12 protein-coding genes are annotated in these 15,091 nt (G+C 71.8%); 8 read left to right on the top strand and 4 right to left on the bottom strand.

The genetic code is table 11. From position 1 onward, the window contains the following. Positions 1–27: 27 nt before the first annotated feature. On the bottom strand, positions 28–246 hold the full coding sequence (locus NHL53_RS05880; protein WP_433775912.1) for a DUF7455 domain-containing protein: 219 nt from the start codon (positions 244–246) through the stop codon (positions 28–30). 181 nt (positions 247–427) lie between these two features. On the opposite strand from NHL53_RS05880, the gene NHL53_RS05875 reads away from it, so the two are divergent. Beyond that, the gene (locus tag NHL53_RS05875) at positions 428–2,527 is read left to right on the top strand and encodes a DNA gyrase/topoisomerase IV subunit B (protein WP_433775919.1); all 2,100 of its coding nucleotides are present in this window, start codon (positions 428–430) and stop codon (positions 2,525–2,527) included. Positions 2,528–2,588: 61 nt separating this feature from the next. Here NHL53_RS05875 and NHL53_RS05870 read toward each other — a convergent pair whose 3' ends face one another. Next, positions 2,589–5,033 (bottom strand): DNA gyrase/topoisomerase IV subunit A, encoded by a 2,445-nt coding sequence (locus NHL53_RS05870; RefSeq protein ID WP_433775911.1) that lies wholly within the window; start codon positions 5,031–5,033, stop codon positions 2,589–2,591. Between the two features lie 113 nt (positions 5,034–5,146). Here NHL53_RS05870 and NHL53_RS05865 point away from each other — a divergent pair, with 113 nt between their 5' ends. Continuing rightward, positions 5,147–6,277 carry an alkaline phosphatase family protein gene (locus tag NHL53_RS05865; RefSeq protein WP_433775910.1) on the top strand — a complete coding sequence of 377 codons (1,131 nt, stop codon included), beginning with the start codon at positions 5,147–5,149 and terminating at the stop codon, positions 6,275–6,277. 10 nt (positions 6,278–6,287) lie between these two features. Here NHL53_RS05865 and sepH read toward each other — a convergent pair whose 3' ends face one another. Continuing rightward, complete coding sequence (sepH, locus tag NHL53_RS05860; protein ID WP_433775909.1) at positions 6,288–7,256, bottom strand: septation protein SepH; 969 nt, start codon at positions 7,254–7,256, stop codon at positions 6,288–6,290. Between the two features lie 309 nt (positions 7,257–7,565). Between sepH and NHL53_RS05855 the strand changes: the two genes are divergently transcribed. Further along, positions 7,566–7,859 carry a DUF4193 domain-containing protein gene (locus tag NHL53_RS05855; protein WP_433775908.1) on the top strand — a complete coding sequence of 98 codons (294 nt, stop codon included), beginning with the start codon at positions 7,566–7,568 and terminating at the stop codon, positions 7,857–7,859. Between the two features lies 1 nt (position 7,860). Here the strand turns inward: NHL53_RS05855 and NHL53_RS05850 are convergent, their stop codons facing one another. Further along, positions 7,861–8,334: a DUF3093 domain-containing protein gene (locus NHL53_RS05850; protein ID WP_433775907.1), complete on the bottom strand. Its 474-nt coding sequence runs from the start codon at positions 8,332–8,334 to the stop codon at positions 7,861–7,863. A 12-nt stretch (positions 8,335–8,346) separates the two neighbouring features. Here NHL53_RS05850 and dut point away from each other — a divergent pair, with 12 nt between their 5' ends. The 5 genes from dut (at position 8,347) to dxs (ending at position 15,078) form a co-directional block, all read left to right on the top strand. After that, positions 8,347–8,814: a dUTP diphosphatase gene (gene dut / locus NHL53_RS05845; RefSeq protein ID WP_433775906.1), complete on the top strand. Its 468-nt coding sequence runs from the start codon at positions 8,347–8,349 to the stop codon at positions 8,812–8,814. Next, positions 8,811–9,389 carry a DUF3710 domain-containing protein gene (locus NHL53_RS05840; RefSeq protein ID WP_433775905.1) on the top strand — a complete coding sequence of 193 codons (579 nt, stop codon included), beginning with the start codon at positions 8,811–8,813 and terminating at the stop codon, positions 9,387–9,389. Before dut ends, NHL53_RS05840 begins: the two co-directional genes overlap by 4 nt. Beyond that, positions 9,386–10,156 (top strand): DUF3159 domain-containing protein, encoded by a 771-nt coding sequence (locus tag NHL53_RS05835; protein ID WP_433775904.1) that lies wholly within the window; start codon positions 9,386–9,388, stop codon positions 10,154–10,156. Before NHL53_RS05840 ends, NHL53_RS05835 begins: the two co-directional genes overlap by 4 nt. A 178-nt stretch (positions 10,157–10,334) precedes the next feature. Then, positions 10,335–13,019 carry an aconitate hydratase AcnA gene (acnA, locus tag NHL53_RS05830; RefSeq protein WP_433775903.1) on the top strand — a complete coding sequence of 895 codons (2,685 nt, stop codon included), beginning with the start codon at positions 10,335–10,337 and terminating at the stop codon, positions 13,017–13,019. 97 nt (positions 13,020–13,116) lie between these two features. Beyond that, the gene (dxs, locus tag NHL53_RS05825; RefSeq protein ID WP_433775902.1) at positions 13,117–15,078 is read left to right on the top strand and encodes a 1-deoxy-D-xylulose-5-phosphate synthase; all 1,962 of its coding nucleotides are present in this window, start codon (positions 13,117–13,119) and stop codon (positions 15,076–15,078) included. Positions 15,079–15,091: the final 13 nt, after the last annotated feature.

Here is a 15,091-nt window from a genome sequence, read left to right as displayed (position 1 = left end):
GGCCGGGGGCCCTCGGGGCGGTCGAGGTCAGTTCACCTCGGCCGTGAGCCTGTCGGTCTCGTCGTGCCAGCTCGTGGCGACGGCCTTCAGCTTCTCCTCGAACTTGCGACCGTGGTGGGCGCAGTACAGGAGCTCGCTGCCGCCGACCTCCGCGGCGATGTAGGCCTGCGCGCCGCAGGCGTCGCAGCGATCCGCCGCCGTGAGCCGGTGGGAGACAGGGGCGTCGGCTGTGGTGGTTGCAGTCATGGGGCTGCCTCCTTCGGAAGTGTCGGTGCTCCGCGTCGATGTCTGGATCCATCCAATCATCCGACACGGGGGCGAGGGCCGCCTCGTCGCGAGGTTTCGCCCACGGCGTAGCCTGCGACCGGAGGCGGGGCGACCTGGCGTTGCGCGGCGGGCGGCCGTTCGTTCGAAGATAGGATCGAACATCGTGACGACTGAGTACTCCGCCCACCATCTCCAGGTGCTGGAAGGCCTCGAGGCCGTGCGCAAGCGCCCCGGCATGTACATCGGCTCGAACGGGTCGCCGGGTCTCATGCACTGCCTCTGGGAGATCATCGACAACTCGGTCGACGAGGCGGTGGCGGGCAACGGCGATCGCATCGACGTGATCCTCCGCACGGACGGCAGCGTCGAGGTGCGGGACCGCGGCCGCGGCGTGCCCGTCGACGTCGAGCCCCGCACCGGGCTCACGGGCGTCGAGGTCGTCTACACGAAGCTGCACGCGGGCGGGAAGTTCGGCGGCGGGTCGTACGCCGCATCCGGCGGTCTGCACGGCGTGGGGGCATCGGTCGTGAACGCGCTCAGCGAGCGCCTCGACGTCGAGGTGGATCGCGGAGGGAAGACCTACGCGATGTCGTTCCACCGCGGCGAGCCCGGGGTCTTCGACGACGCCGGCGCGGAGCCCCGCGCGGACGCGCCGTTCGCTCCCTTCGAGAAGACCAGCGAGCTGCGGGTCGTCGGCCGGGCGAAGAAGGGCGTCACAGGCACGCGCGTGCGCTACTGGGCCGATCGGCAGATCTTCACGAAGGACGCCTCGTTCCAGTACGACGACCTCGTCACCCGCGCCCGCCAGACCGCGTTCCTCGTGCCCGGCCTGGAGATCGTCGTCCGCGACGAGCGCGCGATCGACGACCCCGAGGTCGGCGTGCGCGAGACGTCGTACCGCTTCGACGGAGGCATCAGCGAGTTCGTCGACTTCCTCGCGACGGACGCGCCCGTCACCGACACGTGGCGGCTGGCGGGAACGGGGTCGTTCACCGAGACCGTGCCGACGCTCCAGCCGGACGGCACGATGCGGTCGCAGGAGGTGGAGCGCGAGTGCCGGGTGGACGCCGCGCTGCGCTGGGGGACGGGATACGACACGATCACGCGGTCGTTCGTCAACATCATCGCCACGCCGAAGGGCGGTACGCACCAGCAGGGCTTCGAGCAGGAACTCACGAAGCAGCTGCGCGCCGAGGTCGAGAAGAACGCGCGCCGCCTGAAGGTCGGCAGCGACAAGCTCGAGAAGGACGACGTGCTGGCCGGGCTCACTGCCGTGCTCACGGTCGAGCTGCCCGAGCCGCAGTTCGAGGGGCAGACGAAGGAGGTGCTCGGCACCCCGGCCGTGCGCCAGATCGTCGCGAAGGTGATCCGCGAGGGCATGAAGGAGCGGTTCACGTCGTCGAAGCGCGACGACAAGAGCCAGGTGTCGATGCTCCTCGACAAGGTCGTCAGCGAGATGAAGGCGCGCGTCTCGGCGCGGGCCCACAAGGAGACCCAGCGCCGGAAGAACGCACTGGAGTCGTCGTCGCTGCCGGCGAAGCTCATCGACTGCCGCGCCCACGACGTGTCGAACTCCGAGCTGTTCATCGTCGAGGGCGACTCCGCGCTCGGCACGGCGCGCAAGGCGCGCGACAGCGAGTACCAGGCGCTGTTCCCGATCCGCGGCAAGATCCTGAACACGCAGAAGGCGTCGATCGGCGACATGCTCTCGAACGCCGAGTGCGCGGCGCTCATCCAGGTGGTCGGGGCGGGGTCGGGGCGCAGCTTCGACATCGAGCAGGCCCGCTACGGCAAGGTGATCATCCTGAGCGACGCGGACGTCGACGGCGCGCACATCCGGACCCTGCTGCTCACGCTCTTCTATCGCTACATGCGCCCCCTCATCGAGCACGGCCGGGTCTACGCCGCCGTGCCGCCCCTGCATCAGGTGATCGTCGTGAACCCCGGATCGAAGCCGAACGAGACGATCTACACCTACAGCGATCGCGAGCTGAACGCCCTGCTCGCGAAGCTGCGGCGCCAGGGCAAGCGGTGGCACGAGCCGATCCAGCGCTACAAGGGACTGGGCGAGATGGACGCCGATCAGCTGGCCGACACGACGATGTCGCGCGACGGGCGTCTGCTCCGCCGCGTGCGCATGGAGGACGCGGAGGCGGCCGGCCACGTGTTCGAGATGCTCATGGGCAACGAGGTCGCGCCGCGTCGCGAGTTCATCGTCGCCGGGGCCGCCGAGCTCGATCAGGACGCGATCGACGCCTAGCGGCGCGGACGCGAAGGGGGCCGGGCGGATCCGCCCGGGCCCCTTCGCGTCCTCCGCGCCGTCAGCCGATGGCGCGCCCGATCGACGCGATCTCCGCGTCGAGGACCTGACCCGATCCGTCGCGCTTCGACAGGGTCATGGGGAGCTTCCGCACCGAGCCCTGGGCGTTCAGCGCGTACGCCGGGTCGGGGCCGGCGTAGGCGAGCTGCAGGTGATCCTCGCCCTTCAGGAACGCGTGCGCGCGCACGCCCCCCGTGGCGCGGCCCTTCGCCGGGAACTCCCCGAAGTCGCTGATCTTCGCGCGCCCGGGATCCGCGCCCGGGAGGGCGTCCGATGCCCCCGAGACGGTCACGACGATGTTGCCGTCGCCCGTCAGCGCGCCGAAGAAGACCGCGGATGCGCCGGCGGACAGCTTGACGCCCGCCATGCCTCCCGCCCCCGCGCCCTGAGGTCGCACCGTCGACGCACCGAAGCGCAGGAGGCGGGCGTCGCTCGTGACGAAGACGAGCTCGGCGTCGTCGTCCGCGACGGCGGCCCCGATCACCTCGTCCTTCGGCTTGAGGGAGATGACCTCGGCCTCGGGCCGGGCGGGGAGGGCCGACGGGACGATGCGCTTGACGATGCCCCCTGAGGTGCCGAGAGCGACCGGGGCGTCGGCGCTCAGCTCGATGAGCCCGACGACCCGCTCCTTCCTGTCGGTCAGCCCGATGTAGTCGCGCAGCAGCGTGCCCGCGCTGAGCGAGATGGAGGCGGGCGGGACCGACGGGAGGTCGATGGGCTGGAAGCGCACCACGCGTCCGCGCGACGTCAGGGCGCCGAGCTCTCCGCGCACCGTGCCGCGCGCCGTCGCGAGGATCGCGTCGTGCTTCGCGCGACGCGACGGCACGACGATCTCCTGGCCGTCCGCCTGCTCGACCCGCACCGCCCGACCCGTCGTGGAGAGCGCCACGAGGGTGGGTCCGTCCGCGATCTGCAGGTCGGCGTCCCCGCGCTTCGACGCGCGCTGCGGCGCCGGCTTCGCGTTCAGGAGGACCGTGCGGCGCGGCGTGCCGAGCTCGTCGGCGACCCGCTCGAGCTCCTGCGCGACGCGCGCCCGGATGAGGGCGTCGGATCCCAGGAGCTCCTCCAGCTCGGCGATCTCGGCGAGCAGCTCGTCGCGCTCCTTCTCCAGTTCGATGCGCGAGAACTTCGTGAGGCGCCTCAGCCGCAGCTCGAGGATGTACTCCGCCTGCACCTCGTCGAGGTCGAACACCTGGCACAGGCGCGTGCGGGCCTCGTCGCTCGTCTCGGACGACCGGATCACCTGGATGACCTCGTCGATGTCGAGGATCGCGATGAGCAGCCCCTCGACGAGGTGCAGGCGCTCCTGCCGACGGGCGAGGCGGAACCGCGAGCGGCGGGTGACGACCTCGATGCGGTGGTCGACGTAGACCCGCAGCAGCTCGCGCAGCCCGAGCGTGCGGGGCTGCCCGTCGACGAGCGCGACGTTGTTGAACCCGAACGAGTCCTCGAGGGGCGTGAGGCGGAACAGGCGCTCGAGGACGGCCTCCGGGTCGAAGCCGGTCTTCACCCCGATGACGAGGCGGAGGCCGTGCTTGCGATCGGTGAGGTCGTTGACGTCGCTGATCCCCTGCAGCTTCTTCGACTGCACCGCCTGCTTGAGCTTCTCGATGACGCGCTCGGGGCCGACCATGTAGGGCAGCTCGGTGACGACGATGCCCGTGCGGCGGGGGCCGATCTGCTCGATCTGCGCCCGAGCCCGCACGCGTACGGAGCCGCGCCCCGTCTCGTACGCGTCGCGGATGCCGTCGAGCCCCATGACGATGCCGCCGGAGGGGAAGTCGGGACCGGGCACGAACTCCATGAGCTCCTCGGTCGTCGCCTCGGGGTGCTCGAGCAGGTGGATCGCGGCGCTCACGACCTCGTTGAGGTTGTGCGGAGCCATGTTCGTCGCCATGCCCACCGCGATGCCCGAGGCGCCGTTGACGAGGAGGTTCGGGTAGGCGGACGGCAGCACCGATGGCTGCTGGAACTGCCCGTCGTAGTTCGGGACGAAGTCGACGACGTCCTCGTCGAGGTCGGCCGTCATCGACATCGCGGGGCGCGCGAGCCGCGCCTCCGTGTAGCGCGAGGCGGCGGGGCCGTCGTCGAGGGATCCGAAGTTGCCGTGGCCGTCCACGAGCGGCACACGCAGGTTGAAGTCCTGGGCGAGGCGCACGAGAGCGTCGTAGATCGCGCTGTCGCCGTGCGGGTGGAGCTTTCCCATCACCTCGCCGACCACGCGGGCGCTCTTGACATGTCCGCGCTCGGGCCGCAGGCCCATCTCGGCCATCTGATAGAGGATGCGCCGCTGCACCGGCTTCAGGCCGTCGCGCGCGTCGGGGAGGGCGCGCGAGTAGATCACGGAGTAGGCGTACTCGAGGTAGGACCCCTGCATCTCCTGCTCGAGGGGGACGTCCTCGATGCGCTCCTCGACGGGCTCAGCGGGGGACTGCTTGCGCGCCATGCGGTCTTCTTCCTGGCGTCGGACGGTGTTCCCGCGCGACGCGGCGGGCGGCGCGGGCGAGGCCTCGCGAACGGCGCCGCTCGGCGCTCGGACGGTGTGCGAGACTGGCTCGGATGACCTCGATTCTACCGACGGGGCCCGCGTCGGCCCGGGAACTGGCCGGAGTGGCGCCGGCCATGCTGCGCTCCCTCTCGGGAGAGGGCGACCTGCCGGAGGTGCGCTCGGCGATCCTCTTCGTCGTCGACGGGCTGGGCGCCATCGCCCTGCGCGCCCATCGCGCCCACGCGCGCTTCCTCGGCCAGGCGATGGCGAAGAAGGACGTGGCGCGCTCCGTCTTCCCCTCGACGACGGCCGCGGCGCTCACCACGCTGCTCACCGGCGCGGATCCCGGGGCGCACGGCCTCGTCGGCTACCGCGTGCTCGACCCGGATCGGGACGTCCTGGCGAACCAGCTCAACGGCTACGAGCGCGACGGGCTCGACGCGGAGGCCTGGCAGCTCGCCCCCACGATCTTCGAGCGCGCGGCGGAGATGGGCGCGACGCCCTACGCGGTGAGCGCCAAGCGGTACGAGGCGACGGGCTTCACCCGCGCGGTGCTGCGCGGCGCGGACGTCGTCGGCGAGGACGACCCCGCCGCCAGGGTCCGGCTCGCCTGCGCGATCGCCGCGCAGAGTCCCGGAGCGTTCGTGTACTGCTACCTCCCGGAGCTCGACCAGGCCGGGCACCCCCACGGCGTCGACTCCGACGCGTGGCGCGCCGCTCTCGAGCAGATCGACCAGGCGCTCTCCGCTGTGCGCACCCTGCCCGGCGGGGTGGGCGCGATCGCGACCTCCGACCACGGCATGGTCGACGTGCCCCGGCACCGTCACGTGCTGCTCCAGGAGGGCGATCCGCGTCTCGCGGGCGTGCGGCACCTGGGCGGCGAGCCGCGTCTGCTCCACGTGTACGCCGAGGAAGGCGTCGACGCGGCAGCGCTGGCCGACGTCTGGCGGGCCTCGTCGGGAGCCGCCGCGGACGTCGTCACGCGGGACGAGGCGATCGAGGCGGGGCTGTTCGGCGCCCGGGTCGATCCGCGGGTGCGCGTCCGCATCGGCGACGTGCTCGTCGCCGCGCGCGGGCTGTGGGCCTTCTACGACGACCGGCTGCGCGACAAGGCCCCCCAGCGCATGATCGGACAGCACGGCTCGGTCACGCCGGAGGAGACGATCGTCCCCTTCGTGCGGATCGGCGCCTACGCCCGCTGAGGCGAGCGGCTCAGTCGTCGCTCCGAGCGCCGAAGACGATCTCGTCCCAGGAGGGCATCGCGGGGCGGCCGCGGCGCCGGGGCGTCTCGGCCGCGGCCGGCTGCTCCTCGGGCTCCTCCGGGGCGGCCGGCTCCTCCTCCGCGGCGGGGGAGGGCTCGTCGTCGCCGCCGAGGATCGCGAGCGGGCGCCCCGGCGCGTCCTCGTCCTGCCCCTCGTCCTCGCCCGCGGCGGGAGCGGCCTCGCGGCGCCCGCGCTTGCGGCGCAGCGCCTCGAGGAGGTCGGCGGTGTCGGCGGGCCGCTCCTCCGGCTCCGGAGCCGGAGGCTCCTCCTGGCGGAACGCGGTCTCCTCGAACGTCGAGTCGTCGGCCTCCTCGTCGACGCTCTCGAGCGCGCGGAGGCGGGGGATGAGCCCCTCGGGGGCGCGGCCCTGCCGCGACAGCTGCGCGGCGTCGTCGTTCGCGGGGGCGAGCGCGCTGCGGCGAGGATCGTAGGTCCAGCGGGCGTCGTGCTCGACGCCGTTCGCCTGGAAGGTGAGCTTCACGATCCAGCTCTCCTCGTCCTTCCAGCTGGTCCACCGCTCGCCGCTCGCCGCGAGATCCTGGAGCTTCTGCTGGATGGCCGCGCCGAACGTCGGGTTCTCCTCCTGGTCGAGGTCGACGCGGGTCAGGACCGGCATCGACAGGGCGCGCCCGACGATGTGCTCGCGCTCGGCGAGGACGGGGCCCTCGAACACGCGCACGCGCTCGACGGGGCAGTCGAGCAGCTCCGCGACCTGCTCGGCGCTGAGGCCGGCGCGGATGCGCGCCTGGATGTCCCGCGGGCTGGGGCCGACCTCGCGCGGCTGCGGCGCGGCGTCGGCGCGGGCCCTCCGCACGGTGCTCAGCAGCATGTCGTCGATGTCGAGCGTGAAGCGCTGCCCGTGCTCCGTGGCGACGACGAGGGTGAGGCCCTCGGTGCCCACGATCGTCAGCTGCTGCATCCTGACTCCTTCCGCGACCGGACGTCGCTCGGGCGCGACAGCCGCCATGGTGTCACGTGCCCGGCCCCGCGGCCGGGAATAGCGCGGGCGCGCCGCGTGTTTGGTCCGGTGCGACACGCTCGGACGGGCGGGCGCGCGCCGCCCATTTGCGAAACGGCGCGTCGTCATGCAAACTGTGCCCGCCGCGCGCACCGACCGACATGCTCTTCAGATGTCGACGAGGCCCCGGCGACGGACAGCAGCGTCGCCGGAACCGCGCCCGCATGTCCCGAGCACAACCCCCTGAAGTGAAAGAAGTGACGTCCGCCGATGGCAACCGACTACGACGCACCGCGCAACAAGAACGAGGACGAGGGCAACGAGTCGATCGAGGCGCTGAAAGCCGCCCGATCGAACCAGACCGCCGCCGTCGAGACGGAGGACGCCGACAACCCGAGCATCGTGCTCGGAGGCAACGACCTCTCGAACGTCGAGCTCGACGTCGTCGTGCTGCCGCCGCAGCAGGACGAGTTCACCTGCATGAGCTGCTTCCTCGTGAAGCACCGCTCGCAGCTCGACCACCAGGAGGCGGTCGGCCCGATCTGCAAGGACTGCGCGGCCTGACTCAGCCCGCGATCTGCGCGCTCCGGATCGCCGCCGCGAGGCGGTCGGGGGTGCGCGTCGAGATCGCCCACGACGTGACGGGATCGTCGGGATCGGTGTTCGGAACGACCACCATCCCGGCGATCCCTCCGCGTATCAGGTGCCAGCCCCGCGCGTCGAGGTCGACGCCGCGGGCGCGCCTCGCCTCCTCGCCCTCCAGAGCGGCCGGCTCGCCGAGATGGGCGACGTCGATGTGCGCGCGACCCGCGCGGAGGATCCCGTCGGCGACCGTCACGCGCGGCGCGGCGGCGATCAGCAGCGCGACGAGCGCCAGCGCGGCCCCGGCGCCGATCGCCAGGGCGGCGACCCTGCCGAGCGGCACGACCGAGAGCGCGGCCATGGGGGCGACGACGGCGGCGCCCGCGAAGATCTTCAGCGACGGAGCGAGTCGTTCGCGATAGGGGAGGAGCCCGGCGGGGGCGGCGGAGTTCTGCATTACCCTCGATGCGTGAGTGAAACCGTGGACGTCCCCATTGTCGCACCGCGGATCCCGCGGTACGCCCATCCCGGCGACGCGGGCGCCGATCTCGTCGCGGCGGAGGCGGTCCGCCTCGCGCCCGGCGAGCGCGCGCTGGTCGGCACCGGCGTGCGGATCGCGCTGCCCGAGGGCCACGCGGCGTTCGTCGTCCCGCGCAGCGGACTGGCCGCGAAGCACGGGGTGACGATCGTCAACGCCCCCGGCACGATCGACGAGGGCTATCGCGGCGAGATCAAGGTCGCGCTGGTCAACACCGACCCGCGCGAGGCGTACGAGGTGAGCGCGGGGGACCGCATCGCCCAGTTGATCGTGATGCCCGTGCTGCAGGCGCGGTTCGTCCCGGTCGACGACCTGGCAGACAGCGTGCGCGGCGAGGGCGGGTTCGGATCCTCCGGATACCGCGCCGAGGCGCACGAAGCGAACGAGGAGACAGCATGACGGACGAGACGCCGGACGGCGCCAAGAGCGCTCCCGCGGACCGCGCGGAGAACGGGCCCTTCGACGAGAGCGAGGCGAACCCGGTCCGCCCGTACATCGACCTCGGCGGCATCAAGGTGCTGCCCCGCGAGGGGCTGAACCTGCGGCTGGAGGTCGACGAGAAGACCCAGCGCGTCGTGGCGGTCGGGCTCGACTACGCGGAGTCGACGCTGCAGGTGCAGCCGTTCGCGGCGCCCCGATCGCTCGGGCTCTGGGGAGAGACGCGCGCCCAGATCCGCGATCAGGTCTCCCAGCAGGGCGGCCGTGTGGAGGAGCGCGAGGGGCCGCTCGGCCCGGAGCTGCTCGCGGAGGTCGCGGGCGGAGACCAGGGCGGAAAGCGCATCGCGCGCTTCGTGGGCGTCGACGGGCCGCGCTGGTTCCTGCGCGGCGTGATCGGCGGCCGCGGGGCGAGCGACGCGGAGGCCGCCGCGCAGGTGGAGGATCTGTTCCGGTCCATCGTCGTCGTCCGCGGCGGCGCGCCGATGCCTCCGCGCGACCTCATCCCCCTCGCGATGCCGACCACGCCGGGATCGTGACCGACGAGAGCGAGCGCACGCCGCTCGAGCCTCCGGCGCCGGAGGAGCCCGCGACGGCGTCCGCGTCGGAGGTGCTCGGCTCGGCCTTCGGCCAGGCGGCCCGGCGCGCGGGTCTGGATCCGGCGAAGGAGGCCTCGACGGCGGGCGTCGTCTGGCAGGCCATCGGCGGCGTGCGGGGGATCGTCGAGTCGGTCCTCCCGCTCGTCGTCTTCCTCGTGAGCCTCACGGTCTGGCCGGATCGGCTCGTGCTCGCCGTCGTCCTCTCCCTCGGCGCGGCCGCGCTGTTCACGGTGCTCCGCCTCGCGCAGCGCCAGGCGCCGTCGGCGGCGCTCGGCGGCCTCATCGCCGTGGGCGTCGCGGGCGCGCTCGTGCTCATCACCGGCCGCGCGGAGGACAACTTCGTGCCGGGGTTCCTCACCAACGTCGCGTACGGCTCGGCGTTCCTCGTCTCGGCCCTCGTGGGGTGGTCGATCATCGGACTCGCGGCCGGGTTCCTCATGGACGAGGGGCTCGCCTGGCGGCGCGACAGGCGCAAGCGCCGGGTCTTCTTCTGGCTCGCGATCATGTGGGCGGCGCTGTTCTTCGCGCGGCTCGCGGTCCAGTTCCCGATGTGGCTGGCGGAGGTCGACGTGCAGACGATCGGCACGGTGAAGCTCGTGATGGGGATCCCGCTGTTCGCTCCGCTCGTCGCGGTCACGTGGCTCGCGGTGCGGGCCGTCTACCGACGTGCGTCGGAGACGGACGTCGTCGACACGCCGTCGCCCTGACGGGCGGGGGAGCGGCCCCCTCCGGTCGTGTAATATTTATCTTGACATCAAGATAAAAATCCGCGCCACAGCAGGCTGCGCCCCGGCTCGATCGAGTTAGGTGCTCCTTGGTAGCCTCGCCGGCTTCTCGGGAGCAATATGGGAGGCACAAGCCACGGCCGACCAGGAGGAGACAACCGTGTCCACGGTGAACAGCTTCGGTGCCCAGAGCACCCTGACGGTCGGCAGCACCGACTACGAGATCTTCCGCATCGACGCGGTCGAGGGGTACGAGAAGCTCCCCTACAGCCTCAAGGTGCTGCTGGAGAACCTGCTCCGCACCGAGGACGGAGCGAACGTCACCAAGGAGCAGATCAGCGCCCTCGGCAGCTGGGACGCCGCGGCGGATCCCGACACCGAGATCCAGTTCACGCCCGCGCGCGTCGTGATGCAGGACTTCACCGGCGTTCCCTGCATCGTCGACCTCGCGACCATGCGCGAGGCCGTCGCCGACCTCGGCGGCGACCCCACGAAGATCAACCCGCTCGCGCCCGCCGAGCTCGTCATCGACCACTCGGTCATCGCCGACCTGTTCGGCCGCGCCGACGCCTACGAGCGCAACACCGAGATCGAGTACCAGCGCAACGGCGAGCGCTACCAGTTCCTGCGCTGGGGCCAGACGGCGTTCGACGACTTCAAGGTCGTTCCGCCCGGCACCGGCATCGTGCACCAGGTGAACATCGAGTACCTGGCCCGCACCACCTTCACGCGCGAGGTGGACGGCGTCGTCCAGGCGTACCCCGACACCTGCGTCGGAACCGACTCGCACACGACGATGGTCAACGGCCTCGGCGTGCTCGGCTGGGGCGTCGGCGGCATCGAGGCCGAGGCCGCGATGCTCGGCCAGCCCGTGTCGATGCTCATCCCGAAGGTCGTCGGCTTCAAGCTCACGGGCGAGATCCCGACCGGCGTGACGGCGACCGACGTCGTCCTCACGATCACCGACATGCTCCGTCAGCACGGCGTGGTGGGCAAGTTCGTCGAGTTCTACGGCGACGGCGTCGCCCAGGTGCCGCTCGCCAACCGCGCCACCATCGGCAACATGAGCCCCGAGTTCGGTTCGACCGCCGCGATCTTCCCGGTCGACGACGTCACGCTCGACTACCTGCGCCTCACGGGCCGCAGCGAGGAGCAGGTCGCGCTCGTCGAGGCCTACGCCAAGCAGCAGCACATGTGGCACGACCCCTCGGTCGAGCCGACCTTCAGCGAGTACCTCGAGCTCGACCTCTCGACGGTCGTCCCCTCGATCGCCGGCCCGAAGCGCCCCCAGGACCGCATCGAGCTGTCCGCGGCCAAGGAGCAGTTCTCGAAGGACCTCCCGAACTACTCGGACGTCCCCTCGAAGCCCACGCCGGTCAAGACGGACGACGCCGAGTACGAGCTCGACAACGGAGCCGTGACCATCGCGGCGATCACCTCGTGCACGAACACGTCGAACCCGTCGGTGATGCTCGCGGCCGGTCTGCTCGCGCGCAACGCCGCGGCGAAGGGCCTCACGTCGAAGCCGTGGGTCAAGACCACGATGGCCCCCGGCTCGAAGGTCGTCACGGAGTACTACGAGAAGGCCGGACTCAACGGCGACCTCGAGGCGCTCGGCTTCTACACGGTCGGCTACGGCTGCACCACCTGCATCGGCAACTCGGGCCCCCTCATCGAGGAGGTCTCGCAGGCGGTCAACGACAGCGACCTCGCCGTGACCGCGGTGCTCTCGGGCAACCGCAACTTCGAGGGCCGCATCAACCCCGACGTGAAGATGAACTACCTCGCGTCGCCCCCGCTCGTCATCGCGTACGCGCTGGCCGGCACGATGGACTTCGACTTCGAGAACGACGCCCTCGGCGCCGACCAGGACGGCAACCCGGTCTTCCTCCGCGACATCTGGCCCTCGGCCGACGAGGTCCAGGCGACGATCGACTCGTCCATCTCGACGGAGATGTTCGACCGCCAGTACGCGAGCGTCTTCGAGGGCGACGAGCGCTGGCGCAGCCTGCCGACCCCGACCGGGTCGACGTTCGAGTGGGTGGCCGAGTCGACCTACGTCCGCAAGCCCCCGTACTTCGACGGCATGACGCTCGACCTGACGCCCGTGTCGGACATCGACGGCGCGCGCGTGCTCGCGAAGCTCGGCGACTCGGTGACCACCGACCACATCTCGCCGGCCGGCGCGATCAAGGCCGACACCCCGGCGGGGGCGTACCTGCAGGAGCACGGCATCGACCGCCGCGACTTCAACTCGTACGGCTCGCGCCGAGGCAATCACGAGGTCATGATCCGCGGCACGTTCGCGAACATCCGCCTGAAGAACCAGCTCCTCGACGGCGTCGAGGGCGGCTACACGCGCGACTTCACACAGGAGGGCGGCCCGCAGTCGTTCATCTACGACGCGGCGCAGAACTACGCGGCGCAGGACACCCCGCTCGTCGTCCTGGGCGGCAAGGAGTACGGCTCCGGCTCGTCGCGCGACTGGGCGGCGAAGGGCACCCGCCTCCTCGGCGTGAAGGCCGTCATCACGGAGAGCTTCGAGCGCATCCACCGCTCCAACCTCATCGGCATGGGCGTCGTGCCCCTGCAGTTCCCCGAGGGCGAGTCGGCGGAGTCGCTCGGTCTCGACGGCACGGAGGTCTTCTCGATCTCCGGCCTCGAGGAGCTCAACAGCGGCGTGACCCCGAAGACGGTGCGCGTGACCGCGCAGCCGAGCGAGCACTCGCCGGCGGGCAAGGGCATCGTCGAGTTCGACGCGGTCGTCCGCATCGACACCCCGGGTGAGGCCGACTACTACCGCAACGGCGGCATCCTGCAGTACGTGCTCCGCAGCCTCGTCTGAGGCCCGCGGGCATCCGAGGGCCCGTCTCCCGCATCCGCGGGAGACGGGCCCTCGTCGCTTCCCGATCGGCGCGATCCGCAGGGCGTAGGGTCGGAGTATGAGTCTGCTCGAACGGATCACGGGGCCGCGCGACCTCGACGGGCTGAGCCCGGCAGAGCTCGCGCAGCTGGCGGAGGAGGTGCGGGCGTTCCTCATCGAGAACGTCTCCCGCACGGGAGGCCACCTCGGCCCCAACCTCGGCGTCGTGGAGCTCACGATCGCCCTCCACCGGGTGTTCGACTCGCCGCGGGATCCGCTCGTCTGGGACACGGGGCACCAGTCCTACGTCCACAAGCTGCTCACGGGCCGCCAGGACTTCTCGCAGCTCCGCGCGCGCGGCGGCCTCGCCGGCTATCCGCAGCGGTCCGAGAGCGAGCACGACGTCGTCGAGTCGTCCCACGCCTCGAGCTCGCTCAGCTGGGCGGACGGCATCTCGCGCGCCTTCGCGCGGACGGGGCGAGACGACAGGCACGTCGTCGCGGTCGTCGGCGACGGGGCGCTCACCGGCGGGATGACCTGGGAGGCGCTCAACAACATCACCGACGACAACGACCGCAACCTCGTCATCGTCGTCAACGACAACGGGCGCTCCTATGCGCCGACGATCGGCGGGATGGCGCGGTACCTCAACCGCGTGCGCACGGCGAGCACCTACCGCGAGCTCGGCGAGAAGTCCGGCAAGGCCGCGCACCGGCTCGGCGCCCTCGGCCGCGCGGTGTACCGCGGCGTGCGCGGAGGCGCGCACGGCTTCCTCTCCCGCTTCGTGAACAACTCGGCGCTGTACGCGCAGCTCGACATCAAGTACCTCGGGCCCGTCGACGGACACGACCTCGACGCGCTCATCGAGACGCTCGAGCTGGCGAAGTCGTACAGCGCTCCCGTCATCGTCCACGCGATCACCCAGAAGGGGCGCGGCTACGACCCCGCGCAGCACGACGACGCCGACCGGTTCCACGCGGTCGGGCGCATCGATCCCGCGACGGGCGCCCCTCTCGGCACGTCAGGGCGCGGGTGGACCGACGTGTTCGCGGAGCAGCTCGTCGCCCTGGGGGAGCGGCGAGACGACGTCATCGCGATCACCGCGGCGATGCTGCGCCCGACGGGGCTGGCCCCCTTCGCGGAGCGATTCCCCGACCGCGTGTACGACGTGGGCATCGCGGAGCAGCACGCCGTCGCGTCGGCGGCGGGGCTGGCCTACGGCGGCCTGCACCCGGTCGTGGCCGTCTACGCCACGTTCATAGGACGGGCGTTCGACCAGATGCTCATGGACGTCGCGCTGCACCGCGCGGGCGTCACCTTCGTCCTCGACCGCTCGGGCGTGACGGGCCCCGACGGACCGAGCCACCACGGCATCTGGGATCTCGCCCTGCTGCACATCGTGCCCTCGGTGAGGATCGCGGCCCCGCGCGACGAGCCGCGGCTGCGCGAGGCGCTCGACGAGGCGGTCGCGGTCGACGACGCGCCGACCGTGGTGCGCTATCCCAAGGGCGAGGTCGGCGAGGAGATCCCCGCGCTCGAGCGCACGGAGGACGGCGTGGACGTGCTCTTCCGCGACGGCGACGAGGATGTCCTCCTGCTCGGCGTCGGCCCCTTCTCCCGCATCGCGCTCGACGTGGCGGCGCGCCTCAAGGCCCAGGGCATCGGCACGACGGTGATCGACCCCCGCTGGGTCGTGCCCGTCGCGGACACGGTCGTCTCCCTCGCGGCGCGCCACCGGCTCGTCATCACCCTCGAGGACGGGATCAGGGTGGGCGGGATCGGCACCCGGGTGCGGCAGGTGCTGCGCGAGGCCGGGGTCGACACGGCCGTCGACGAGCTCGGGCTGCCCGACGCGTTTCTCGACCACGCGACCCGCGACGAGATCCTCGCCGACGCCGGCCTCGCCCCGGCGAAGATCGCGCAGGACGTCGTCGCCCAGGTGCTCGGCACCCGGGTGCCGGTCGCCCGCCCGACCGCGCAGGACGACGACGCGGACGTGCCGCGTCCGCCCCTCCCCGCTTCCAGCGACGAGCGCCGCTGACCGGGCGACGAGC

This window comes from Microbacterium sp. gxy059 (genome assembly GCF_050958665.1).
Lineage (GTDB): Bacteria > Actinomycetota > Actinomycetes > Actinomycetales > Microbacteriaceae > Microbacterium.
This window is presented reverse-complemented; position numbering and strand designations above follow the sequence as displayed.